This is a genomic window from Acidobacteriota bacterium (assembly GCA_016184105.1).
Lineage (GTDB): Bacteria > Acidobacteriota > Vicinamibacteria > Vicinamibacterales > 2-12-FULL-66-21 > JACPDI01.
The window spans coordinates 19,662-44,739 of sequence record JACPDI010000032.1; the positions used below are offsets into that span (position 1 = coordinate 19,662).

At 65.0% G+C, this 25,078-nt stretch carries 16 protein-coding genes and 1 pseudogene; 1 reads left to right on the forward strand and 16 read right to left on the reverse strand.

Going from position 1 to position 25,078, the window contains the following annotated elements; genetic code table 11:
- Positions 1 to 2: 2 nt before the first annotated feature.
- The 11 genes and pseudogenes from HYU53_12170 to HYU53_12220 all read right to left on the reverse strand — a co-directional run bounded on the left by HYU53_12170 (position 3) and on the right by HYU53_12220 (position 19,766).
- Complete coding sequence (locus HYU53_12170) at positions 3 to 1,577, reverse strand: GAF domain-containing protein (GenBank protein MBI2221948.1); 1,575 nt, start codon at positions 1,575 to 1,577, stop codon at positions 3 to 5.
- Between the two features lie 316 nt (positions 1,578 to 1,893).
- Positions 1,894 to 3,243, reverse strand: a complete 1,350-nt coding sequence (locus tag HYU53_12175; GenBank protein MBI2221949.1) for an amino acid permease — start codon at positions 3,241 to 3,243, stop codon at positions 1,894 to 1,896.
- Positions 3,240 to 4,347: pseudogene (gene menC / locus HYU53_12180) on the reverse strand (o-succinylbenzoate synthase). The gene HYU53_12175 and the pseudogene menC overlap by 4 nt, the downstream one beginning before the upstream one ends.
- Complete coding sequence (locus HYU53_12185; protein MBI2221950.1) at positions 4,344 to 4,559, reverse strand: hypothetical protein; 216 nt, start codon at positions 4,557 to 4,559, stop codon at positions 4,344 to 4,346. Before HYU53_12185 ends, menC begins: the two are co-directional and overlap by 4 nt.
- A gap of 5 nt (positions 4,560 to 4,564) precedes the next feature.
- Positions 4,565 to 8,122: a fused MFS/spermidine synthase gene (locus tag HYU53_12190; GenBank protein MBI2221951.1), complete on the reverse strand. Its 3,558-nt coding sequence runs from the start codon at positions 8,120 to 8,122 to the stop codon at positions 4,565 to 4,567.
- A 49-nt stretch (positions 8,123 to 8,171) separates the two neighbouring features.
- Positions 8,172 to 9,872 carry a D-aminoacylase gene (locus HYU53_12195; protein MBI2221952.1) on the reverse strand — a complete coding sequence of 567 codons (1,701 nt, stop codon included), beginning with the start codon at positions 9,870 to 9,872 and terminating at the stop codon, positions 8,172 to 8,174.
- Positions 9,873 to 9,886: 14 nt separating this feature from the next.
- A complete protein-coding gene (locus HYU53_12200; protein ID MBI2221953.1) occupies positions 9,887 to 10,924 on the reverse strand; it encodes a HupE/UreJ family protein in 1,038 nt (345 codons plus the stop codon).
- Positions 10,925 to 11,074: 150 nt separating this feature from the next.
- Positions 11,075 to 12,382 carry a CapA family protein gene (locus HYU53_12205; protein ID MBI2221954.1) on the reverse strand — a complete coding sequence of 436 codons (1,308 nt, stop codon included), beginning with the start codon at positions 12,380 to 12,382 and terminating at the stop codon, positions 11,075 to 11,077.
- Positions 12,383 to 12,557: 175 nt separating this feature from the next.
- A complete protein-coding gene (locus tag HYU53_12210; protein MBI2221955.1) occupies positions 12,558 to 13,964 on the reverse strand; it encodes a CapA family protein in 1,407 nt (468 codons plus the stop codon).
- 80 nt (positions 13,965 to 14,044) lie between these two features.
- The gene (locus tag HYU53_12215; protein ID MBI2221956.1) at positions 14,045 to 16,537 is read right to left on the reverse strand and encodes a TonB-dependent receptor; all 2,493 of its coding nucleotides are present in this window, start codon (positions 16,535 to 16,537) and stop codon (positions 14,045 to 14,047) included.
- 94 nt (positions 16,538 to 16,631) lie between these two features.
- Positions 16,632 to 19,766, reverse strand: coding sequence for a glycosyl hydrolase (locus HYU53_12220; protein ID MBI2221957.1), 3,135 nt, complete (start codon positions 19,764 to 19,766; stop codon positions 16,632 to 16,634).
- Positions 19,767 to 20,206: 440 nt separating this feature from the next.
- On the opposite strand from HYU53_12220, the gene HYU53_12225 reads away from it, so the two are divergent.
- Positions 20,207 to 21,139 (forward strand): MurR/RpiR family transcriptional regulator, encoded by a 933-nt coding sequence (locus tag HYU53_12225; GenBank protein ID MBI2221958.1) that lies wholly within the window; start codon positions 20,207 to 20,209, stop codon positions 21,137 to 21,139.
- A 24-nt stretch (positions 21,140 to 21,163) separates the two neighbouring features.
- Here HYU53_12225 and HYU53_12230 read toward each other — a convergent pair whose 3' ends face one another.
- Genes HYU53_12230 through HYU53_12250 form a run of 5 tightly spaced genes read right to left on the reverse strand, consistent with a single transcriptional unit; the run spans position 21,164 to position 25,074 of the window.
- A complete protein-coding gene (locus tag HYU53_12230; protein ID MBI2221959.1) occupies positions 21,164 to 22,144 on the reverse strand; it encodes a zinc-binding dehydrogenase in 981 nt (326 codons plus the stop codon).
- Positions 22,145 to 22,174: 30 nt separating this feature from the next.
- Positions 22,175 to 22,918, reverse strand: coding sequence for a hypothetical protein (locus HYU53_12235; protein ID MBI2221960.1), 744 nt, complete (start codon positions 22,916 to 22,918; stop codon positions 22,175 to 22,177).
- Between the two features lie 31 nt (positions 22,919 to 22,949).
- Positions 22,950 to 24,284, reverse strand: a complete 1,335-nt coding sequence (locus HYU53_12240) for an amidohydrolase family protein (GenBank protein MBI2221961.1) — start codon at positions 24,282 to 24,284, stop codon at positions 22,950 to 22,952.
- Positions 24,285 to 24,321: 37 nt separating this feature from the next.
- Positions 24,322 to 24,849: a hypothetical protein gene (locus tag HYU53_12245; protein ID MBI2221962.1), complete on the reverse strand. Its 528-nt coding sequence runs from the start codon at positions 24,847 to 24,849 to the stop codon at positions 24,322 to 24,324.
- A gap of 18 nt (positions 24,850 to 24,867) precedes the next feature.
- Positions 24,868 to 25,074 (reverse strand): hypothetical protein, encoded by a 207-nt coding sequence (locus HYU53_12250; GenBank protein ID MBI2221963.1) that lies wholly within the window; start codon positions 25,072 to 25,074, stop codon positions 24,868 to 24,870.
- Between the last annotated feature and the right edge of the window lie 4 nt (positions 25,075 to 25,078).

Sequence of the window (25,078 nt, forward strand, 5' to 3'; positions counted from 1 at the left end):
ACTCAGGCCCCCTCAGAGCCGGTCACCGCGGATGGCAGATCGATCGTGAATCGCGCACCCAGGCCTCGCACATTCGCGACCCGAATGGCGCCTCCGTGCTCGCGGACGATTCTCGAGACAACGGCCAGGCCCAGTCCGGTTCCGTGCGGCTTGGTCGTGTAGAACGGCTCGAAGATCGCCGCGACGTCGGCCACCCCGGGTCCGTTGTCCGTGACGGACACGGCCACCATCTGACCGCCATCGGCCGGCTGAGCATCGACGTCTATGGTGCCTGTCCAGGACGTCGCCTCGGCAGCGTTGGCCAGCAGGTTCCAGAGCACTTCCCTCATCTGTCTTGGATCGACCATGATCGCGGGACAGTCCGCGCTGCATCGTACCCGAACTTCCAGCCGATCGATGCCTTTCCGCGCACGCTGGAACAGCTCAACCGTGCTCTCCACAAGTGTTGCGACCTCGCAAGGTACCGCCGCCCGCGCGGGTGGACGGGCGAACATCAGGAACTCGCCGATGATCGTGTTCAACCGGTCGGCTTCTTCGCTGACGATGTCGAGCAGGCGTTGGTCGGCAGCCGCCGCACCTGACCTTCGAAGGACGTTGATGGAGTTGACGATAGCGCCGAGGGGATTGCGGATCTCGTGGGCGATGCTGGCGGCCATGCGGCCAAGATCGGCCATCCGCTCGGCCCGCGCGATCTGTTCCCTGAACTGCCGGCGCTCCGTGATGTCGTGTGCGACGCATTGGACGCCGGTCACGCCGCCAGATTCGTCGCGCAGCGGGACGGTGGTCTGCGAGAACCACCTCACCCGTGCGCCGTCGGCGTGAACCATCCGGAACTCGAGCGCCCGGAGAACCTCGCCTGACAGCATATGGGGAAGGCAGCTGGCCACCTCCTCGCGGTCGTCGGGATGGATCAGCGACAGGATTGTCAACCGACCCGCGTGAACGTCGCGCGAGCTGTGGCCGAGGAGCCGCTCGAACGCCGGATTTGCGTAGGCGATCCGGCCGTCTGGATCGGCGAGGTAAATCAGGTCCTCCGCGTTTTCAACCAGTCGCCGGAACTTCCGCTCGGAAGCGCGCAACTCGAAAAAAAGCCTCGTATTGGCGACCGCGAGGCCTATTTGCGACGCCATCGACGTCAGGAGTTGGACCTCCTCCTCGGAGAACGCCCGGTCGGCCCGGCTGTGGACGTTCAACGTGCCGTAGGTCTTGAAATTCGACCGCAGCGGCACTGACGCGAACGCCTGAAACTGCTCGGCCCTTGCAGCCATTCGGGTCAGCCTCGGATCGTCCTTCAGGTTACGAAGCACGATCGGCTCCCCTGTGAGGACGACGCGACCCGACAGCCCCTCGCCGAGCTTCAGGTGATCGAAATCGCGAGAGGCTTCGTCAGAGAGCCCGCGATGGACCCCCAGCTTCAGTTCGCCGCGCGCCTCATCCAAGAGGTAGACGCTGCCAGCCTCGGTTCCGACGACCTCCAAGACCTTCTCGAGCGCGTAGTCGAGCATGTCCTCGACGCTCGAGAAGCGGCCGATCGCTAACGCGACCGAATTGATCGCACGAAGGGCGTTCGTCCGCATTGAACGTTAGACCACCCGATAATCGGACCTTGAAACGAGAGATTCCCCCTAGCGCCGGAATCGGCGTGATACTACACCCGCATACGGGGACTCTGCTGGAGATTTAATCGTCCCCTTCGGATCAGCGGGAACTCCACGTCAACGTTTTGCCTGGCATAGAGTGCGAACCCCAACGTGGGTTCTGCGTCTTCCGCGGTTTCTGCGGTGAAGAGGCGGCCCTGCGGCTCAGAAATCGCCGCGCCGGTCGGCGCTGTTGGCGAACGCTCCGAACGCGGTCCGCTTGAAGTTCGTCCTTGCTGTTCTGACATTCCGGCGGTCACTCGATCCCGCCTTCCGCGGGCTCTGCGCGCGTCCTCCCTCTCCAAATCAGGTACACCGGAGCGCCGGCCAGCGCGAGCCCGAGTCCCACGGCCGCCCGGCCAGGCTGGCTGACGATGGTGTTGAGCACCAGTGCAATCGCCGCGAGGATGAAGGCGAGCGGGGTCAACGGGTACCCGGGCACGCGGTAAGGACGCTCGGCGTGCGGCATGCGCTTCCGGTAGATGAATACGCTGGCTGCGGCAAGCGCATAGAAGATCCAGCCGACGAACACGACGTACGTGAGTAGTTGCTCGAAGGTGCCGCTCACGGCAAGCACTGCCGCCCACCCCGCTGCGCCTGCCACGGCATACGCCGGCGTCCCGAACCTGGGATGCACCTCGGCGAAGGACTTGAAGAACAGGTGATCCCGTGCCATGGCAAAACACACGCGCGGCGCCGTGAGAATCACGGAATTCGCCGCGCTGAACATCGATATGAGGATCACGATCGTGACGAGCCTGGCGACAGCCGGATTGATGACCGTGGCCAGCGCGGTCGCCGCCACGCGGTTCGAGCGTGCGACGCCATCCGCTCCAAGCGCCGCGACGTAGCCGGCATTGGCGACCAGATAGATCACGATCAGCGCCGCTGAACCGGCGAGAAACGCGATAGGAAAATTGCGCTGCGGGTTCACGGCCTCACCGGCGCTGTAGGTGGCGTACTGCCAGCCTTCGTAGGCCCAGAGCACGCTGATCATGGCGACGCCAAAGCCCGAGGCGAGCGATCCCGTGCCGGACAACGAAAGCGTCGCGGCGGGCAATATCGAATGGCTTCCGAACCACAGCAGCGCGGCGCTCATCGCGAGGATGCCCGCAACCTTGATTCCTGTCGTCACGTTCTGAAGGTTCGCGCTCTGCCGCGTCCCCCGTACGTTGACGATGCCAATCACGCCGAGGATCGCGACGGAGACCAGTTTCCTCCCCCACGGAGTGAGCTCGACCAGCTCACCCAGGTAGTTGCTGAACGCGACGGCCAGCGTGGCTGCGGATCCTGAACTGATGACGAAGAACAACGTCCAACCGAACAGGAACGCGAGGAACGGACCGTAACAGTCCCGGATGTACACGTACAGGCCGCCGGTCTGGGGCTTCATGGCGCTCAGCTCTCCATACGTCAGAGCGCCGAGAAGTGAGAGCACGCCGCCGGTCAGCCACACGGCTGCTGCCAGCGTGATGGAATTGCCGAGCGGCTGGAGGATGGCGCCCGGCACAAGAAAGATCCCGGACCCGATCACCGTCCCCATCACCAGCAGGACCAGGTCCCACACTCCCAGAACCCGCTGCAGGTCCGCAGCAGGACGGCTCATGAGGTCGCCGCCGTGCCGGTCGTCGCGAGCGACAGCGTGTCGGTCCACTCCTTCCGGCGCACGGTCAGGGCATCGACGCGGTCGAGGCGCACCGCGTACCCGAGCCCGGGCGTGTCGGGCACGCGGATCGTGCCGCGCGATGACACTTCCACCGGCGGATCGATGATGTCTTCCTCCCAGTACCGGTGGCTCGCCGAGATGTCTCCCGGCAACGAGAAGCCGGGCAGTGTGGACATCGCGATGTTGTGGGCGCGGCCCACGCCAGACTCCAGCATGCCGCCGCACCAGACGGGGACCTGGTTCCGCACACAGTTGTCGTGCACCCGCCTCGCCTCATGGTGTCCGCCGACGCGACCGAGCTTGATGTTGATGACGCGGCATGCCCGAAGGCCGATCGCGGCTCCCGCTTGATGCGCGTTGTGAATGGACTCGTCCAGGCATAAGGGCGTGTGGAGCCTGGACTGGAGGGTGGCATGATCGACGATGTCGTCCCACTGCAGCGGCTGCTCGATCATCATCAGATCGAATCGATCCATCTGCTGTATCAGCTCGGCGTCGGCCAGCGTGTAGGCCGAGTTGGCGTCGGCCATCAGCTTGATGGATGGGTAGCGGCGCCGGATGCCTTCGAGCACCTCGATATCTTTGCCGGGCTTGATCTTGACCTTGATGCGCTGGTACCCGGCTGCCAGCTCCCGGTCGATGTTCGCCAGCAGGGCCTCCGGCTGCTCTTGAATCCCGAGCGACACGCCGCAGCCGATCTCATCCTGGGCTCCGCCGAGCAGGCGGTACAAAGGCATGCGTTCCATCTGCGACTGCAGATCCCAGGCGGCGTTCTCGACTCCGGCCAGGGCCATCTCGTGGCCGCGAATCGCGCTCGTGGATCATCGGAACGATGAAGTCCGTCAGCACGGACCAGGCTGTGTCGGTAGTCTCGCCGTTGTAGAACGGCGATTCCGGCGCCGTGATTTCCCCCCACCCCCGCAGCCCGCCAGACCGGATCTCAACCAGCAGAATGCGGCGATGCCATGTCGTGCCGAAGCTGGTCTCGAACGGCGCCCTCAGGCGCATGTGCAGCTCGCGCGCGGTAATGGATTCGATCTTCATAGAGGACTCGCGGCGATTAGCTCTTCGATCTCGCAGTCGGTGTGCGCGGCGAGCATCCACTCGTAATAGCGGCGTGCGCGCGCCGCGTTCGCCTCCGACGCGAGGCCGGACCGCATCTCGGCGCCGGGGATCGCTCTGGTGACACGCTCGGCGAGCTCGATCTCCAGCTCGCTGCGGGTTTGAAACGAAGCCGTTGCGGTGGTGACAAACATGTGAATCACTGACGGGCGCGTGCAGCGGCCAGCAGCCGCCGCGCCGCTTCCAAGGTCGGATCGATGGCGAGGGCCTGTTCGAGCGCAGTGATAGCCCCGGCACGATCGCCGATCTTCCAGCGCGTAGCACCCAGTCCGGCATGGGCCGCCGCCAGATCTGGTCGCAGTTCGACGGCTCGCTCAGCGTGCGCGCGGGCCTCGTCATCGTGGCGACCGGCGCCAAGCAGGGCGAGTGCGAGATTGATGTGCGCCTCCGCGTAGGTCCCTTCCGCTGCCAGGGCACGGCGATAGTACTCGACGGCCCGGTCCCGCCATCCGCGTTTCTCGGCAAGCAACCCGAGGTTGTTCAGCGCCTGCGGATACCCCGGTCTGAACTCGAGAGCCTGTTGATACGCGGCTTCAGCCTCGTCGTCTTGGCCAGCCAGGTCGAGGACGAGGCCGCGGTTGTAGTGGGCGGCCGCGTGCCTCGGGTCCGCTCGGAGCGCGCGGTCAAAGGCCGCCAGCGCTGCGCTGTGATTTCGTTGGGCGAGGTAGATTGATCCCAGGTTCACGAGACTTCCGACATGAGTGGGATCGAGCCGGAGGGCGCGGACGTACGCCGCCTCCCCCTCGGCCGCGCGGCCCGTGCGTCCGTAGGCAACACCCAGGTTGTATGCGGCGTCCGCATTTTCAGGCTCCAATTCGGCCGCCCGGTGCAAGGACGCCACGGCTTGGACTCCCTGGCCACGTTGGAGGAAAAGCAGCCCGAGATTGGTGTGCGCGATTCCGGCGCCAGGATTCATTGCAACAGCAAGCCGGTAGGCCTCTTGTGCCTGTTCGAGGGCTCCCATTTCCTCAAATGCAAGCCCCTGATTGAACGGGGGCTCCCAATTCCGTGGATCGAGACGGGCCGCATCCTCGAACTCACGCAACGCGGCGCCCGTGTCTCCCTGCGACAACTTGACCAGGCCGAGGCGATTGTGCGCGGACACGTCGGTAGGGTGTTCCTTCAGCCGGCCTTCGAGCAACCGCCCCCACGAGACCTCGGTCGCACGGACGTCGCCGATCAAACGGCCGATCTGCCGATCGCCCGCATTGATCGCTTCTGCTGCGCGATAGTACGCAATCGTCGTTCGATAGTCGTGATTCCCCCGTTGAAAGATCGCATGACCGCGGATCAACCGATCGGCGGCTCGCCAATACGCGTCAAACGCGACCCGGTCACGCTCGCTCGCCGTCCGCATGGACGGCGGATGCCGCTCGCGAAGCAGGGCGAGCAGGTTACGACTGATCGTGAATCCACTGAAGCCCCTGCGTGGCACCGAGAATTCGAGAATCGGGCGAGAGTCCGTGTTGATCGGGGCGCCCTCGGCGAAGCGCGCAGCGGCGTCTGCGCCAAAGAGAAAGCCGCTCACAATCTTCCACGAATCGGCGACGCCGATCTCAGCCAGATCCTGGGCCACCTCCTTCTCGGTGAGCTGTTTGCGCACACTCGCAATGTCGATCGGGACATCACGGTCAGACCCGACCAACAGTACATAGTGGGCCGGCACGTTGTTCATGTACCACAGGCTCATACTCGGAAAGACCTCCCGGAAGGTGGCGATTGCCACGCGGAGGTCGTCGGTCGACAATCCTCCCAACGGCAGCCACACCACGGTGAGCCCTCCCGGGTTCAGCCGCCGTTGACAGAGCTGAAAGTACTCGCGCGTGTAGAGGGACGCGTTGCTCTTGTAACGGAGATCGGTGCAGTCGGTCGAGATGATGTCGTAGGTGCGACTCGTGCGTCGAAGGAAACTGCGGGCATCATCGAGGATGAGCTGAAATTTCGGATTCCTGAAGACATCATGATGACTCTCCCGAAAATGGCCGGCTGCCTCCAGAACAGTCGGATCTATCTCGACGCAATCGACCTGCCGCAGGCGGGAATACGTCGTGAAGGACCATGAGGCGCCGCCCGAGCCAAACCCGACCGTCAGCGCACGCCGTGCCCGAGGGTGCAGCAACATCGGCACATGAGCGAGGCTCTTCTGGTCGGTCATCATCACTGCGTCGGTGCCGGCCACCGGAATCTTGTCAATGTGCAGCGTCTTGAAGCCACCCGCATTCTCGGCAACGCTCACGGTCGACAGTCGTCCTTCACGGTAGAACAGGAGACGACTCCCGACGTCGGGTTGGTGGAGGGGTTTCTGAATCGGCCGGGCCAGCGGGAGCGCGAGTGACATCAACGCCGCCGGGATCCCGAGCCGGAGGCCCGCCGCCCCACCGTCGGCTGTCACCAGCACCGCGGCCATCAGCAGGTTCCCAGCCGCGAGGAGCACGATGGTCTCCTGAATTCCGCGCGTGGGGATGAACAGGAACGCCGCCGCCAACGCCCCCCCGATCGCACCACACGTGTTGGCGGCGTACACACGACCTACTGCGGCGCCAAGCGGTGCGCGCGTGCCGGCATACGCGGCACACGCGAAAGGAAAGGCGGCTCCCATCACCACCGTCGCAGGCAGGAGCGCGCCGGCCGCAGCCCCAAAACCGATCGCGGTGGCTGTGATCCACGAGGTCTCGATGGCCTGTTGTGTCGCCGTCGCGACGTGTTCCGCGAAGCGAACGTACGCGAGCAGCGAGACCACTCCCACAATTCCGACCAGCCCCTGAACCAGCCCAAGAGCCCTCGCCGGCCGCCGAACGACGCGAGCCGCAAGGGTGGCCCCCCAGCTCCCGAGCGCCAGCCCGCCAAGAAACACGGTGAGCATCGTGGCAAACGCGTACGTTGTGCTTCCCAGACCAAACACGAGGAGGCGCGTCCATGCGACTTCCGCTGCCAGCGAACCGAACCCGGACACTGCGGCCGCCAGCGCCACCAGCCGGCGCAGTCCCGCCCGCGGCAACGTCCCAACACCGATCGCTGGCTCCGGCGCACTCGAGCGTGACTCCGCCGGGTTCGTGGCAGCGCTTCTCGCGAGGGCCAGCGCCGCCCCGGCAGCGAGCAGGTTGATCGCCGCAGCGACGTAGGTGGCTCGCAGCCCGATCAGGGGCAGGAGGATGAAGCCGGCCGTAAAGGCGCCAGCAGCTGCGCCAAACGTGTTGACGGCGTACACCGTTGCGACGCCGCGCGCGACGCGATCCGGAGGAACGACCGCACGGGTCAGCGCCGGAAACGTGCCTCCCATCAGGACCGTCGACATCATCAGAACGACGGTCGAGAGCAGGAACTGCACAACGGCTATCGTCAGCGAAGGCGCCGCTGAACCGGGCTGCAACGACCCGTACAGCGGTGTGAGTACTCCGAGCAGCGGCGGAACGCTCAGACCCGCAACGGCAATCCCGGCCTCAATCGCGGCGAAGAGGCGAAGCGGCGATGCGCAGCGATCCACATAAGTGCCCAGCGCGACGCTCCCCACGGCGATACCGCCCATAAAAGCGGCCAGAACCGCAGCGGTGGCGGCCGACGTGCTACCGAGCACCGCCGTCAACAGCCGCATCCAGATGACCTCGTAAATCAACGAGGCGAACCCCGACGCCGCGATGAGGCCCAGCAAGAAGCCGTAGGCGGACCGCGAGCCTGAGAAGCCTGCCCGCAGGATCATCGCTCTCGATGTTTGTCGGTTGCGCACCGGGCCCGCTTGCATACGGGACTCAGTCGGTGCCCTCAGATCGGCGCGGCTTGCGCAACACCTTCCCGGGAAGGGCACCTGTGTGTCCGCCGCGATCGACGACGAGCGTTCCATTGACCAACACGTACTCGATGCCGACGGAGTACTGTTTGGGATCTTCGAAGGTCGCTCGATCGATGACGCGCCGCGGATCGAAGACGACGATGTCCGCCCAGAACCCCTCTCTCAGCAAGCCGCGATCGCGCAGTCCCAGGCGCTGGGCGGCGAGCGATGTCATCTTGCGGATTGCATCTTCAAGCGAGAGGATCCCGAGCTCCCGCACGTAGCGACCCAGGATCCGGGGGAACGTGCCGAAATGACGAGGATGCGGGTGCCCCTGCCCGAGAGGCCCGTCGACATCGAGTGCCGATCCGTCTGAGCCGATGCTGAGCCACGGCGCCGCCATCGCCGTCTGCACGTCTTTCTCGTTCATGATGAAAAGAACCCCGTGCACCTGTCCCTTCTCCTCCAGCAGGAGGTCGAAGAACGCGTCGGCCGGATCCTTCCCTCTCATGACTGCGAAGTCGGCGAGTGTCTTGCCCGCGAGCGTCTTGTTCCTTTCGCTTCGTGCGTCGGAAATCATGACGCCCTTCCAGCCGCCCGACTGCTGTACGTAGTTGTGGCGCCAGCCCGGCGCGCCCTCCTCGATCTCCTTTTTCATCCGGGCGCGGAGCTGGGGATCCTGGAGCCTCTTCAACGTCTTCTCGACGCCGCCATCCAGAGCCCATGGCGGGAGCAGTGGCAGCAACGGATGAGCGCCGGCGATGTACGGATACTGGTTGGCTGTGATGTCGATGCCGCGCGCGCGGGCTGCTTCAATTGCCTTCAACGCCTCGGGAATCCGGCCCCAGACCTTGGCGCCGGACGCCTTCAAGTGGAAGACGTCGACCGGCACTTGTGCCCGCTCTCCGATCTCGATCGCCTCGTTGAGGGCTTCCATCAACTCCTCTGATTCGCCGCGCAAGTGCGTCGCATAGATGCCGCCGTAGCGCTTGACGACCTTGGCCAGCTCGATGATTTCCGCTGTTGAAGCGAAACCCCGCGTCCCCTCCAGGGAGGTGACGAGCCCCCACGCGCCTTCCGCCATCGCCTGCGCGACCAACTGCCGCATCTCGGCCAACTCCGCCGCCTGCGGCGGTCTATTCTCGAACCCGATCACGCACGCCCGTACTTGTCCGGCCGCAACGTACGAGACGACATTCGTGGCGACGCCCTGCTTCTCGAGTCGGGCGAAGTACTCGCCCAGGGTCGCCCATGTTGGCTCAATGCCGTATCTGGCCAACGACGGCTTCATCGCGGCGAGAGCGGGCCCCTTGATCGGACCGGCGGTCTCACCCTCACCGAGCACTTCCGTCGTGACGCCCTGCCGCACCTTGCTCTGCGCCCGGCCATCCACCAGCAGCGGGTAGTCGGAATGCGTGTGCATGTCGATGAACCCTGGCGCAACGACCTTCCCTGCCGCATCGATGACCTGAGCCGCACGAACGTCGGCGAACTGGCCGACCTTTGTGATCTTGCCCGCCTGCACGCCGATGTCCGCTGCAATCCATGGGTTGCCGGTGCCGTCGATCACCCGGCCGCCGCGGATGATGAGGTCGTACTCCGGCACCTTGGCGCCGGCTCCGCCGCAGGCGGTCACCGATGCAAGCACAACTGCGATGACGTAGAGGCTCCCGCGTTCCATAGTCAACTCCAGTGCTATCGCAACACGGTCCGCTGAACGAACCAGTAGAGCGCTAGAGCCGTGGTCACGAGAGATACGGCAGTAGTCAGCTGGCTCCTCCACCGGGACGAGCGCATCAACAGCAACGCCGGGAAGACAGCCGCGACAAACACGACCTGTCCGACTTCGACGCCGGCATTGAACGAAAAAAGCGAGATGGCAAGGCGCCCGCGAGGCAGTCCGAGTTCCCGCAGAACGTTGGAAAAGCCGAACCCGTGCACCAGGCCGAACACAAACGTGATCCCCCACCGGCTGACCGCGACCCTTGTGCACATGTTCTCGATCGCCACGTAAGCGATGCTGAGGGCAATAAGACTCTCAACGAGCCGGGGCGGAACCGTGACGAGGCCGAAGCTGGCGAAAGCGAGGGTGAGGCTGTGAGCGACAGTGAACGATGTGATGACCTTCAGCAACGCAAACAGGCCGCTGGTGCCCGCCAGCAAGGCCGTCAGAAAGGCGAGGTGGTCGTATCCGCTGAAGATGTGCTCAACACCCAGACGCACAAAGCTTCGCACCGTCTCCCATCCGCTCGCGCGGCCCACGCCTCCCAGGCGGGCAACCGGTTGAGCGAAGTCAAGCAGCGCCTGCTGGATAACGCCGTCCCTATCGACCCGGAGCAGATGCTGGTGGTTCGGCTGAGTGATCTGGGGAAGCGTCGAGGCTACCGCGAGGCTGGTGACCTCCCGGCGGAAGGTGTAGACGACCTGCATTGCGAGAACATTGTCAGCAACCAGGTCATACCGCTCGAGAGTAATCGCGCTCGGCTCGTCGGGCGCGCGAAGATGATAGTGATTCTTGATCGCCCCGTAGACCGCGTCGATGCTCTCGTCGAGTTCGTCGTCACTGATGATCTCGTCCTGGTTGGCGTCGATGACAGGTCCCAAATGCAGATCGAACGGGCTCAACGTGAACACGATGCGGACCTGTTTCCCGTCCACGACCAGCCTGGAATAGCTCGTCGACCTGTCGTGAGCCGCCAGGGCAGCAACGCTCAGGACGCACACGACCGGCACCAGGACGACGGCGCTGGCTGTTCTGCGCGAGCCCGGAAGACACCGTGCGCCGAGACTCATCACGACACTCAAGCGAAAACGAGGCGGCCGGAACGTCGACCTCGGCGCTCCGGCCCGAACGCGGCACACGGAATCGGCGTCTCTCGGGAGTCAGTCGGTTGCACCCGACAGCTCGATCACGCCTACTCCGTCGACGAATCGGATGTCGACACCGAACGGCCTCGAAAGCCTCGCGAGACGCTCGATGATCTTCCGCGCCAGCGCCGGATGAGCCAGGCGGGGCGTCCCGCTCTGCGATCGGGGCAGCCCGTGGCCGAGATCGACGGGGTGAAGCACGATCGACTTCAGCCGCCCCGCTTCGAACCGCGATACCGCGACCACGCTCTCCCACCAGAAGTCCTCACGAAACGACGCGCCCCACCCAGGAACGGCCCCGTAGAGATCGGCAATCGTCGCGCGGAACGGATCCAGGTTCGTCCTGCTCTCAAAGACGTCATAGGCCTGCGGCTCCAGCGTCTGGTAGTGGAAGAAGAAATTCCCCAGGCTGTAGAAGATCGGCTTCCCCTTGTAGATTTCGATCCCACGCAACATGTGAGGTCCGTGGCCAAGAAACATGTCCGCACCGGCGTCGATGGCGGCGCGGGCGAAACCGGGTAGGAAGTCTGGGGGCGGCTCGATCCCATTCCCCGGCTCGTGCGCATGTATCGTGACGACCACCAGATCAGCCTGCTGCCGTGCGCTCCTCACCTGGGCGATGATTTCCTTCACGTCACGCTCGTCCGCCACCAGCTCAACGCGGTTCCTGTCGCCTTTCTTGATGCGAGTCCCGAAAAGGTTGACTTCGTCGTCGGGGGACGGCGGCGCCTGAGCAAGCGGGGTACGCCACGATTCCGCGGCCGTCTTCACCTTGGCAAACGTCGCCGGGTCGAAGAACACCTGCCGGCTCCAGCGCAAGGGGCTCAAGCCGGGTCTTCCCTTGATGTCAACACGCGCGTAGGTGGCGCGAGACGACGGCGAGTGGGAAGACGCCGTCGAGATCATCGCGACGCGTGCGACGGCGGTCTGGAAGTACGCAGGCGCTCGGGCGTGACCCAGCGTCGCTCCGGAGCCTGCGTGCACGATTCCGAGATCATCCAGAATCTGATTCGTCTGCAGCATGCCTTCCACGCCGTAGTCGGTCGTGTGATTGTTGGCTCTCGAGACCATATCGAAGCCGAGCCACTTCAGCTCCTTGGCCTGCGCCGGCGACCCATGCACCCACAGGCCGCCATACTCGGCCTGCGGTGTCGGCTCGAACTTGGCGGTGTCAAACACGCTCATCTCAAAATTCGTGAAAGCGACCGTCGACCCGCGAAGGAGCTTCAGAATGTCTGCGAACGCCGACTCGCTCTCGTACACCGACACTGGACGCAGCAGGATGGAATCACCCGTCGCGGCGAACGACAGCTCGCCCGTCACAGTTGGACCGACCGGCGGCGGTTGTTGGGCAGGGGATCCTGCGGGCGTGGATTGCGCGCTTGGCGCTTCCGGCACCCCTGCGTGGACTCCAAGCCACACGACGCAGACCAGAACGACGAACGGCAAAGCGCGCTTCATCATCTCCTCCCGCGTAGAGCACGGCGTCGAACTTGGGTCAATGAGTGAGCGTCTGTCCCAGATCGATGACCCCGATGTTGTTCTCGAGGCGCACGATCGTGCCGTACGGCTTCGAGAGCCTCGCGAGGCGCTCGATAATCTTCCGCGCGAGCGCGGGCGAAGCGGTTCGCGGGGTGCCCTTCTGAGCACGTGGGAGCCCGTGTCCCAGGTCAATGGGATGAAGCTCGATCGTCTTCACTGCTCCGTTCTCCCATACTGACCGTGCCACGACACTCTCCCACCAGACGTCTTCTTTGAACTCAAGCCCTTTGCCTTTCAGCGAATTGAAGAATTCCCCGATAGTCGTCCGAAAGAGATCCAGGTTGTAGGTCTCGTAGACGTCGGCAGCCTGCGGGCCAAACGTCTCAAACTGAAACAGAAAGTTGCCAAGGCTGTAGAAGATCGGTCGACCTCTGTAAATTTCGATACCGCGCACTTGGTGGGGCCCGTGCCCGAGGACCATGTCTGCGCCGGCATCGATCGCAGCCCGTGCGAACTGCTCGAGAAACGCCGGAGGCACCTCGCTCCAATTCCCGGGCTCGTGCGCGTGAATGGTCACAAAGACGAAATCCGCCTGGTGGCGCGCGCTCCGCACGTGCTGGACGATCTCGGCGACGTCGCGCTCATCGGCCCCGAGCTCCAGGCGGTTCGCATCCCCTTTCCTGACGCGCGTGCCGAAGAACATCATCTCGTCTTCGCCCGGAGGCGTCCGAGACACCTCCATGGCGATGCTTGCATTTCGCAGTGCGCCGTACGTGGAAGCATCGAGCGTCACCGTCCGCACGATGCGCAGGAAGCTCAGCCCGGGGCGCCCCCGGATGTCCGGCCGCGTGTGAGCGGCGCGCGACAGTGGCGAATGAGACGAAGCCGTCGAAATCATCGCGACGCGCCCCGCCGCCGTTTGAAAGAACGCAGGTGCGCGCGCCTCCGCGAGATTCTGGCCGGAACCCGCGTGGACGATCCCGGCTCTGTCCAGGATCCGGTTGCTTTCGACCATCCCCTCGGTTCCCCAGTCGGTCGTGTGATTGTTCGCCCGGGAAACCATGTCGAAGCCGAGCCACTTCAGCTCGTCGACCTCCGCCGGGGTTGCGAAATTCCACAAGCCCCCAAACTCGGCTTGCGGTGGCGGAACGAACTCCCGGGGGTTAAACACGGTTGTCTCGAAGTTGGTGAACGCGACGGTGGCATCGCGGATCGTGCGAGCGACGCTTTGAAACGCGGCCTCGTTCCGGTAGACGGAGACCGGACGTGAAATGATCGAATCACCGGTGGCCACAAAGCTCATGGTTCCGGAGAGCGTGGGTGAACCCGCGCCCGCCTGCCCGAGCAGTCGCGGGCCAATCCAAACCGCCAAGGACGCGGCGCCAAGCCACGCAATTCCCCCGGTGAAGGCTCCTCTTCTCATGACGTGCCTCCAGTGGCGCTATTCGTCGCCTGGGCGGCGAATAGCGCCCGGCTGGGATGCCCGCACACCAGTCCTCGAACTCAGAACTTGATATCGAGCCCGAACTGCACCTGCCGCCCCAGGTCCACGCGGCTCGGTCGCCCTTGCGCCGTGAATGCCGTCTGGACGCTGATGACGTTCACCCTGTTCGTCAGGTTGAGAATCTGCGCGGTCGGCCGGATCGTGAGACGAGGCGTCCGGATGTCTCTCGAAAGGCCGAAGTCGATCGAGTAGCTGTTCGACATCCGGTAGATGTTTCGACCGGCAGGCTTGCCGTCCTTGTCGACGTACGCCTCCGCCGTTCCGACCTGTGCGTTGTCGATCGAGTACGGCCGGCCTGTGATGTACTTGAACACGCCGGAGGCCTCCACGTTGCCAGGGAACAGATAGCTCGCCGTCACCCTCGAGGCGTGCGGCGAGTCCCAGTCCATGAGCGCGTACCGATAGGGCGCCTGCAACGGCGTGAGCGTAGACGGCGTGTCCCCTTCGGTCCGCGACAATGTGTAAGACGCCAGCATCTGGAACCGCTTCGTCAAGTACTTCCGCAGCGACAGCTCCAGCCCTTTGTAGTTCGTCTCTCCGCCTATCTCGTACTCAATCCGATCGGGATACCGCGTGGCGATCTGCTGGTTGCGAATCTGACTCCACGCGAACGTCGCGGTCGCACGCGTATCGGATCGGAGCTCGCGCTCGTAAGACACCGTTCCGGCGTACGTCTTTGGGTTCTCCAGGTCGCCGAGCCGAGCATTGCGAAATTCACTTAACAACGTCTCAGGGCCGATCAAGGATCCCGGAGGGGCGGCCACGCGATACAACCGCTGGACCTCCAGGATCCCCACCGAGTAGGCCGTGCCGGGCACGACCTGGTGCATGATTCCCCAGCTTGCAGACAGCTTGTTCCGGCCGTCGCCCGTCATGGCGTAGCTCAGCCCGATCCGCGGCTGAACGATCACATCGCCCACGACGTGCTGGTAGTCGGCACGGACGCCGTACTGGAGCGTCATGGGCCCGTGAATCCACTGGTCCTGCGCGAACGCGTCGAACCATCGGTCGTCAAGCGGGAAAGGGCTCGCGTACACGTTCGCAGTCCGGGTGAGGGACCCGCCAATGGGACGGCGGTCGTTGTAGATAGGAACCTCCTCAACCGAAAACCGGTCGCCCCATGAGTAGGAGTAATCGGCACCGACCTTGAAGGTGTGGTTGCTGGTGGCTCGCGTCAGTTTGACCGTCCCCTTGATCCGACGCTCCGTCCAGCCCGTGAAGGTTGAATTCTGTCCCGACGTCCAGCTCCCGGTCCGGCTCACAGTCGTCACCTGCGGATTGCCGGTCCTGTGCATGATTGGCGAGGTTTGGCCCAGGTAGAAATACATGACCTGCGACTCCAGCACAGCCACGGGGCTGAACTGGTGCGTCTGTGAAGCACTCGACATCAGGATGTCGAAGTTCTGTCCTCCTTGAGACTCTGCCGAGACTGTTGACGACAGGTTGTTGTTCTTCTGCCGACCGCTATTGCCATCGATTTGGAAGACCCACAGATCGTTCGGGCCCTGGTTGTAGTTCAGCTTCACGTGCATGTTGTGGTGATCGCCGGTTCGAATGTTTCGCGACAAGATGTTGCCCGCATCCTCACCGCGGAACTGGTACGAGACGAAGTAGAACATCTTGTCCCGCTTGAGCGGCCCGCCCAGGACTGCTTCCTCGAAATGCGTATCGCCCATCGCGGAGTCGACCACCTGGCCTGGGATGCCGGAAACCACTTTGCTGTTGAACCGGTCGTCACGATACAGAAACGAGTAGGCACCCCTGACCCGGTTCGTGCCTGATTTCGTGATGATGTTGAAGATTCCGCCGGGCTGCTCACCGTACTCGGGCGCCATGCCCCCGCTCACGAAATCGATCTGCTCGATCGAGTTGGGACTCAACGTGTTTGCCGCCCGCCCCAGGTACGGCCCCAGTACGTCAGCGCCGTCCTGCCGGTAGCCGTGGCCTGTCGTCGCCTGACCGCGCACGTGGAACTGCGTGAACGTGGGGCTGTTGTCGGCGGCGGTCTGCAGGACCGCGGGAAAGAGGCTGGCGAGTTCCGCGTGGTTGCGGCCGGCCAACGGCGCCTTCTCCGCCAGACTGCTGTCCATCGTCTCCCTGGTTTCCGGACTCTTGGTATCGACCATGAGGCGAGCGGCCCCCACCGTAACGGTCTCCTTGAGGCCGCCGATTCTCATCGAAAACTTGAAGGCCTGCGTCGAACCGGCCCCTACCGCGATTCCGTCGATCACTTGAGTCGTGAATCCCTCGAGTTCCGCCTTGAGCTGGTAATTGGTGCCCAACGGCACATTCAGGAACCGGAACGTCCCACGCTGCTCGACGACGCCGGTTCGCGTCGCGCCGGTGCTCCGGTCCGTCAGCGTGAGGATCGCCCCCGGAAGCACCGCGCCGGTTTCGTCCGCGATCTGCACTTCAATGGTCCCGGTCGTCACCGCCTGCGTGCCCGCGGTGCGCGGCGCGAGAACAAGAAGAAGGAAAAGAAAGAAAAACACGGCATCGACTCGGGCAGGAGCCAAACCACCTTGCGGTCTTCTCTTCGTCCTCATAGAAATCTCCTCCGCTGAACCGGCAGGATCCACCAGCGCATCACGGTTGCGAGGGTTCCGTCGCGCTCCGTCTCGTCACGATTGGCGCGATGCCCTTGCTACGGGCGAGATCGTTGAACGACCGCACGTCGGCCGTCATGGTGTGCTGCAGAACGTCCAGCCACTTCTGGAGCTCGAGCTTGATGTCGTCGAATCGCTCGGCCATTCCGCGAGTCAGCCGGCGTTCCGTTTCCGTCACCTCGCTGTACAAGGTGATGAACTGGCTGTCGAGGCGCGGCGGGAAGTTCAATCCATCCTGACCTGATTCACCTTCCAGCTGCGTCAACTCGCCTTCGACTGCGGTGAACTTGCCAGAGAGTGCTTTGGCAGCCTTCGCGAGGTCGTCGCCATAACCCTGTTTCCGCATCCGTTCGCCGAGCTGTGACGCCTGCTCCTTGATGTCGCGGACTTGTGCCAGGGCGTCGTACAACGCCGCGGTCCTCCGGCCGACTTCCATCGCAACCCGAAGCTGCTCCTGGTACTCGGCGTTGGTCGTCTTCTGGCGCGGATCCGGCCTCACTTCGAATGACTGTGTCTGACTCCAGGTCCCGCTGCGCAGGCGGACCTGGTACGTGCCGGGCACCACCTTCGGACCCGGTACTTTTCCTCCGCGGGGACCGCCCCAGAGAACGGCGCCTCGTGGAATGTCGAACGGTGGGAGGTGGCGCCGGTTCCACTCGAACCGGTTGAGGCCGACCTTGGTGTTCTTCACACGCTCCTCGTAGACCACGCCGCCGTTTTGGTCGAGAATTTCGACGTGCGCTTCGTCCTTCGTGGCGGCAGGCAGGTAGTAGAAGGCGTGGGCCGCGGCCATACCCTCCCGGTACGTAGTATCCGGCTTGAAGAGGTGCGCGGACTTTTCCATGCCGGCCCTGATCTGCCGCACAACCGCCAAATCGTCGAGCACCCAAAAGGCGCGACCCTGCGTGCTGACGACGAGATCGTCATAGGCTGGATGCACATACAGATCGGTGACTGGAGTGACCGGCAGGTTCATCTGGAACCGCTGCCAGTGCCCGCCGTCGTCGAATGAGATGTACATGCCGAACTCGGTCCCGGCGTAGAGGAGCCCCTTACGCTTCGCGTCCTCGCGGACGACGCGTACGAAGTGATTGCCTGGGATCCCGTTCTTCCCATCCGTCAACCGCTTCCAGGTCTTGCCGAAGTCGTTGGTCTGGAAGATGTACGGCGTGAAGTCGTTCTGCCGGTACTTATAGACGGCGATGTGCGCCCGGCCGGCATCGTGCGCGGAGAGGTCAATCAGGTTGACGCAGCCCCACTCCGGCATCTCCCTCGGTGTAATGTTCTGCCACGTCTTGCCGTCGTCCTGCGAGACGTGCACCAGGCCGTCGTCGCTGCCGGCCCACAGGAGCCCCGCACGGTGTGGCGACTCTTCGAACGCGAACACGGTGCCGTAGACCTCGACTGTCGTGCTGTCCTTGGTGATCCCCTTGCCGCCCGAGTAGTCCTGCTTGCTCTTGTCGTTGCGTGTCAGATCCGGGCTGATGACCTGCCAGTTCACGCCGGCGTCCTTCGTCCGCTGCACGTACTGCGACGTGTGGTAGACGATGTTGGCGTCGTGCGGCGAAATGCGGATGGGCGCGTTCCACTGGACGCGGTACTTCATATCGAGCGCCCGCTGCCCCGTGAGGAGCTGGGGGTAGGCGCGCACGCTTTCGGTCAGGCGCGTGCTTGTGTCGGTCCGCGTGATCGCTCCGCTGTGACTCCCGGCGTAGACAACATTCGGATTGCTGGGGTCGACGGCGATGTGTCCGCTCTCCCCGCCGCCGACCGGGTAGAAGTCGACAGCACCGCGGAACTGCGTCGGTCCGTATGCGGTGACCGAGACCGTGCTGTTGTCCTGTTGTGCCCCGTAGACTCGATATGGAAAGCGCGTGTCAACGGCTATCCTGTAGATCTCTGCGGTCGGCTGGCCCATCTGATCGGTCCATGACTCGCCACCGTTGAATGAGACGTTCACTCCGCCATCGTTGGCGTTGATCATGACCCGCGGGTTGTTCGGGTTGATCCAGAGGTCGTGGTTGTCGCCGTGAGGCACCGCGTACGCCTGGAAGGTGCGCCCCCCGTCGATCGATTTGTAGAAGCCGGTGTTGAGCGCGTAGACAGTATCGGGAGCAACCGGATCTGCGAAGACATGCGTGTAGTACCACGCTCGCTGCTGCAGGATCCGCTGCTTGTTCACGCGCTCCCAGCTCGCGCCGACGTCATCCGACCGGTACAGCCCGCCCTGGTCTCCGGCTGCCTCCACCTGCGCCCACACGCGGCTGGGCCTTGCGGGTGAGACCGTGACGGCGATCTTCCCTACCAGTACCTCCGTCGGTAGCCCGTTGGTCAGTTTCGTCCAGGTCGCACCCCCGTCGGTGGATTTGAAGATCCCGCCGACCATGCTTCCGCTGTCGATCGTCCACGGCTTCCGCTCCACGGTCCACATCCCCGCGTACAAGATGCGCGGGTTCGTGGCGTCCATCGAGAGGTCGCTTGCACCCGTCCGATCGTCGACGTAGAGCACGTTCTCCCAGTTCAGTCCGCCATCGCTTGACCGGAAGATGCCACGCGTCCGGCTGGCGCCGAACACATTTCCCAGCACAGCGACGTACACGAGGTCCGGGTTGGTCGGATGGATCGCGATGCGGCTAATCTGGCCGGCATCCCGCAGTCCGACGTGTTTCCAGCTCCTTCCGGTGTCCACCGACTTGTAAATACCGATGCCGGGGGAGACGTTGCCGCGCGGGCAGGCTGACCCGGTCCCAACGTAGATCACGTTCGAGTCGGATGGGGCCACCGCGATGGCGCCGATCGAGCCGGCCTCGAAGAAGGCATCGCTGATGTTGCCCCAGGTTCGACCGGCGTCCGTTGTCTTCCAGACGCCGCCACCGGTGGAGCCGAAATAGTAGATGAGTGGATCACCGGGAATGCCGGTCACGGTGGTTGATCGACCGCCCCGACTGAACCCCAGCGATCGAAACTCGAGCGCCCCGTACAGCATTGGCTCGACCGTCGTGTTCGCGTCACGCGATTGTTGAAGCTGGATCCCGATCAGGGGCCGCCCGCCAGCGGCGAACGCGGCCAACATGATCAGCGATCCGAGCGCCACTCTCGCCCACCGCATCTTCATGTCCTCTCCTCCGAATGCGCACTCCAGGCGTATGTGGTACGTTTCGATACGGATAGCTGCGCGGTTTCAGCAGCTCCCGCGGAGCAGACCATTCTCGTTGGCATCCGAGGGCCGCGCCGGCCGTTCGACGGAACACGACGAAGGGCACGGCCGGGACGGTGGCCGTGGGGCTTGGGCAGTCGCCGCCTGCGGCAGGAATCGCATCGCGGCGGACAGCAGAAGCAGCAGTGCGGGGGGACGACGACACCGAGCGGGCAGCGCATCGTAGACCTCCGTGTGACGCGGGAGCGGGCACGCCGATCCCGAACAGGTGTTACAGACGTCACATTGCCCTGGGTGACGATCGGAGCGCGGATTATAACAAGTCTGGTCGCCTGGTCAAATACGGGCGTTACTGTAGCAGCTCGTTATGATACGTTTGCATCATAAAATGGCCGTCTATGACAGACAAAAACCGCCGACCGCCGATTGACAAGCTCCCGCCGGAGCTGGTCCGCCGGCTCAGCCCGCGCCGGCGCGAATTGATCCGCCCCGTCCTCGACCATCCGCGCGATTTCGTGCTGCTGAGCGTCCGCAAGCTCGCCGCCGCCATCGGCTCTGACGCGATGACGGTTCTCCGGACGATCCGCGGGATGGGGTTCGAGGGGTACCCCGAGTTCCGGCACTACCTGCACGAGCTGGCGCTCGTGCAGACGACGCAGATCGATCTGATGCAGGGCGGCTTGGCGCGCGACTCCGATGTGCCCGAGCGCCTGCGCACCACGCTCGCGCACGACTCGAGCAATCTCGCCGCGCTCCGCCACGGCCTCGACTTCGGGCGCCTCCAGGCGGTGGCGGCCCGCCTCTACGAGGCGCGGCGGATCGTGCTGATCGCGGGGGACGTCGCCTCGGTGCTCGTGGAGTTCCTGCAGTACAACCTGGCCGTCATCGACCTGCCCGCGATTGCCTGCACCAGAACCGGCGACGTCGCGCACGCCGTCCGTTCCCTGCAGCGGACAGACCTCGTCATCGCCTTCACCTTCAGGCGCGGCCTGCGGCAGACCGTCGAAGGGCTCCAGCAGGCGCGGGCGCGCGGCGCCTACTGCGTGGCGATTACCGACACCCACCTCTCGCCCCTCGCGCGCTTCGCGCACGAGTACTTCATCATTCCGGTGGAGGGGACGGTCTACGGGGTCTCGTACGTGGCGCCGATGGCGTTCCTGAACGTGCTGCTGGCCGCGTGCGCCGCGACCCGACGCGCGAGGACGCTCCGGCTCCTCAAGGCCGCCGACGTCGAGCAGCGTACGGGGTTCCGCTGGTACCGCGACGGCGATCTGCCCGACGCGACGGCGCCGGCGGCCGCCTCCAGGCGCCCGCCTCGGCGGAAGGGGTGAGCGGCGGGACGGCGGCCCTGCGGCTCAGAGATCGCCGCCGACCGCGATCAGCGTCTTGCCGTACAGCTCGCGGCGTTCGTACGCTTCGTGCAGCTGCCGCACCTCGTCGAGCCCCACGGCCCTGACGATCGGCACCCGCCAGCGGCCCGTTCGCAGCGCGTCGTGAATGGCCGCCTTTTCCGCGCCTCGCGTCGCCGCCATCGCGACGTACACGACGAAGCCGCGCACGGCGATGGTCTTCAGGTAGAGCTGCCGGCTGATGTCCACCGGCGGCGGGGCCCCCTGGATCGCGCCGATGTAGATCACCTCGCCGAGCGGCGCCGCCGCGTCGTAGTTTCGCGGCGCGTGTGGGCCCGCGACGCCATCGATGATGAGGTCGGCGCCCCGCCCGCCGGTGAGCCGCATCACCGCCGCGACCCAGTCGGTGCCGCGGTAGTCGATCAGGTGGTCGTACCCGAACGCCCTGGCGAACTCGATCTTGCCGGCGCTGCACGTGCCGATGACCGTGACGCCGGCCTCCTTGGCGATCTGCGCCGCCATGATCGCCACCGATCCGGCGGCTGCGTGCAGCAGGACGACATCGCCGGGCTTCACGCGGCCGACGGTGTGAACCAGGTGCCACGCCGAGTACGTCCCGGTCTGGAAGGCGGTCCCGATCTTCCAGTCGAAGCCCTCCGGGATCGGCGTCACTCGCGCCGCGGTCGCAATCGCGTACTCGGCGCAGCCGCCCCACTCCCCGACTGACGCGACTCGCCGCCCCGTCATCGACCGCTCCACGCCCTCGCCGACCGCGTCGACAATGCCGCTGTACTCGTACCCGGGAGTGAACGGGAACGCCGGCGCGTTCCATGACACGCGCTGCGCGCGCGCGTGCGCGTCGAGCGGGTTGAGGTCGGCGTAGGCCACGCGGATGCGGACCTGCCCCGGCCCCGGCTCCGGAACGGGAATGTCCCTGAGGTGGAGCACGTCCGGCCCGCCGGCTGTCTCGGCGACGATCGCTTGCATGGAATTCGGCCCTCCCCTGCCGGCCTCGTTCTAGCGGAACCCGGCACGCCGGTCGTACTCGACCAGCTCGTAATACGTCTGCATGTAGCCCGTGCAGTGCGCTTTCAGGACGACGTACGAGCCGTCGCTGGTGACCCACGTGTGATACGGCGGGTGGCGATCGGTTCCCATGTACTCATCGTCCTCGTTCTCGCCGATGCGGAAGTGCAGCGCGTCGAACGTGCCCGCCTCGACGCTCACGCGCTCGCGGCCGACGAAGTACAGCTCGAGATCCGGATGGGTCAGCAGCGCAGGCCCGTCGGCGCCGCGGTGGTGGAGCGAGCACATCAGGAACGACGGAACGATCTGCACCCCGGGCCCTTTGGAGGGGTCGTACTTGGCGGTCAGCCACGCGTCCGCCTGGATCGGGTGCGTGCCGAAGAACCCCGTGGGTCCGTCCAGGCGGCGCCGCTCCGAAATCCGCCCCTCGGCCACGGTGAACCCCTCGCACTCCGCCGCGTCCGGGGTGAACCGGTACCACGCCGAGCCGGCGAACCGGTCGTCGATCGAGATCTGCACGAAGGCGGAGGCGGGCCGCCACTCCCCGTCGACGTTCAGCACGACGTCGCGCAGCACGCGCGGCGAGTCCTCGTCGATGGCGCAGTGGGCGCGCAGCGCCCTGCGCCCGTCCGGGTGGAGCGTAATCGTGAAATCCTCGCCGCCGCGCACCCGGTCGAGCATGTGGGGCTTCTTCGACGTGTAGCGCAGCCGCCCGCGAATCGTATGGTGGTCCATCTGTCCTCGTTCACTCTCCGATGGGGCGCGCTCAGTTCGAGCCTTGCCTCGCGCGCGGTCGTGTGTCCTTGATGACCTGCCCGCCCTTGATCACGACGCTGACGTGTTCGAGCACGCGCACGTCGGCCAGCGGGTCTCCGCTGACGGCGACGAGATCCGCGTACCGGCCCGGCTCGATCGTCCCGACGCGATCGGGCCAGCCGATCGCGTCCGCGGCGCGAACGGTCGCCGCCTGGATCGCCTCCATCGGCGTCATCCCGCGCTGGACGAGGGAGGCGAACTCCCTCGCGTTCAGCCCGTGCGGGTAGACCCCGATGCCGGTGCCGAAGACGACCTTCACGCCCCCCTTGATCGCGCGGCCCAGGTTCTCGCCCGCGACGCTCGTGACCCGCCGCACCTTCTCCACGTAGGGATCGTTCGGCGCCGTGCTCTTGCCGTAGTGCTCGGCGATCCAGTCATTGAGATACAGCGTCGGCGCGAGCCAGGTCCCCCGCTCCTTCATCAGCGCGATCAGCGAGTCGTCGATGAACGACCCGTGCTCGATCGAATCGACCCCCGCGAGCACCGCCTGGCGGATCCCTCGCGCGCCGTGTGCGTGCGCGGAAACCTTGCGCCCGAGCCGGTGCGCCTCCTGGACCAGCGCGCTCAGTTCCTCGTCGCTGAACTGCTCGGCGTCGGGCGAGTCACCTTTCGAGATCATGCCGCCGGTACCGCAGTACTTGATGACATCTGCCCCGTACTTCGCGACCTCGCGCACCTTGGCGATCACGGCAGACGGGCCGTCGGCGACGGCATCGTAGCGGTGCCTGAACTCGGGAGCGAGCAGCGTGTCGTCGCAGTGGCCGCCGGTCGCGCCAAGGGCCTGCGACGAGACGAGCAGGCGGGGACCGGGCAGCTCACCGGCGTCGATTGACTCCCGCAATGCGACGTCGGAGTAGCCGAACGAGGCGAGGTTTCTCACCGTCGTGAACCCCGCTTCGAGCGTGATGCGCGCGTTCTTGGCGCCGTACAGCGCCTGCCGCGGGACCGAGATCGAGAGGATCTTCAATCCCACGTGGTCGGGGTCGGCGGTGATGTGGACGTGGGTGTCGATCAGGCCGGGCAGCACCGTCATCCCGGAAAGATCGATCACTTCCGCCCCCTCGGCCTTTGCGGCCAGCGCGTCGGCGGGACCGACCTCGCGCACGCGATCCCCTTCGACGAGGACCGCCTGGTTCGTCCGGACCGCACCCGCGCGCGCGTCGACGAGACGGCCGGCCTTGATCAGCACGCGGCGCGCCTCTCCGGCGCCGCGGACGGGAACGACGAGCGCGGCCGCCAGGAGCGCGGCGGCGGCCACCCGCAGAGACAACACGCGATGAATCATGGCATCACCCTCTTGTATGAAAGACGAAGAAGTACGCCTACCGGAATAAGTACGTGCTGCAGACGCTGCAGCGCAGGTTGAAGACGGAGAGGAGCGTCATCACGATGATGAGCACCCAGATCATGAAGACCCACGGCATGCCCCAGTTCATGTCCCGCCGGATCTCGGCGTTCAGCTCGGCGACGTTGGGGGCGCCCGCCTTGATGGCCTCGAGGTTCCGCAGGGCGGTTCCCGAGATCGGGATCAACACGACGGCGGAGATGACAATCAGCCCGTACATCAGGTGCTTCCAGCTCAGCCACGTGGTGGTGAAGACCGGCGTATCGGTCAGCCAGCACAGGATCAGGCCGACCGGCAGCGTCAGGATGAACAGGTACGCGACCACGGTGTCGACGCCGTGCATGACCCGGGCGCGCTCGAGCCGCTCGATGAGGTCGGCGCTGGAGTCCTTCACCTTCAAGTGCATCCAGAACACGATGAAGTCGAACAGGAGCCACGCCGCCACCATGAAGGCGTGGATGCCCCTGAAGAAGACCTCAAGCGCGTGGTGCAGTTCCGGCGACATCCTGACCTCCGAGTACGTTTATCTTCGATGCCCGCCGCCGGCCGCGCGGCGGCGCCACAGCCGCCGGATGCGCGGCACCGCCGCGACGGCGCAGCCCAGGTACACCACCGCGTTCAGCAGGTTGACGACGCTCGGCGCGCCGGTGAGCGCCATCGTCAGCGCTGCCCCTCCCATGTAGGCGCCGCCACACAGGACGAACAGCCAGAAGAACCAGGCCATGAACATTGCT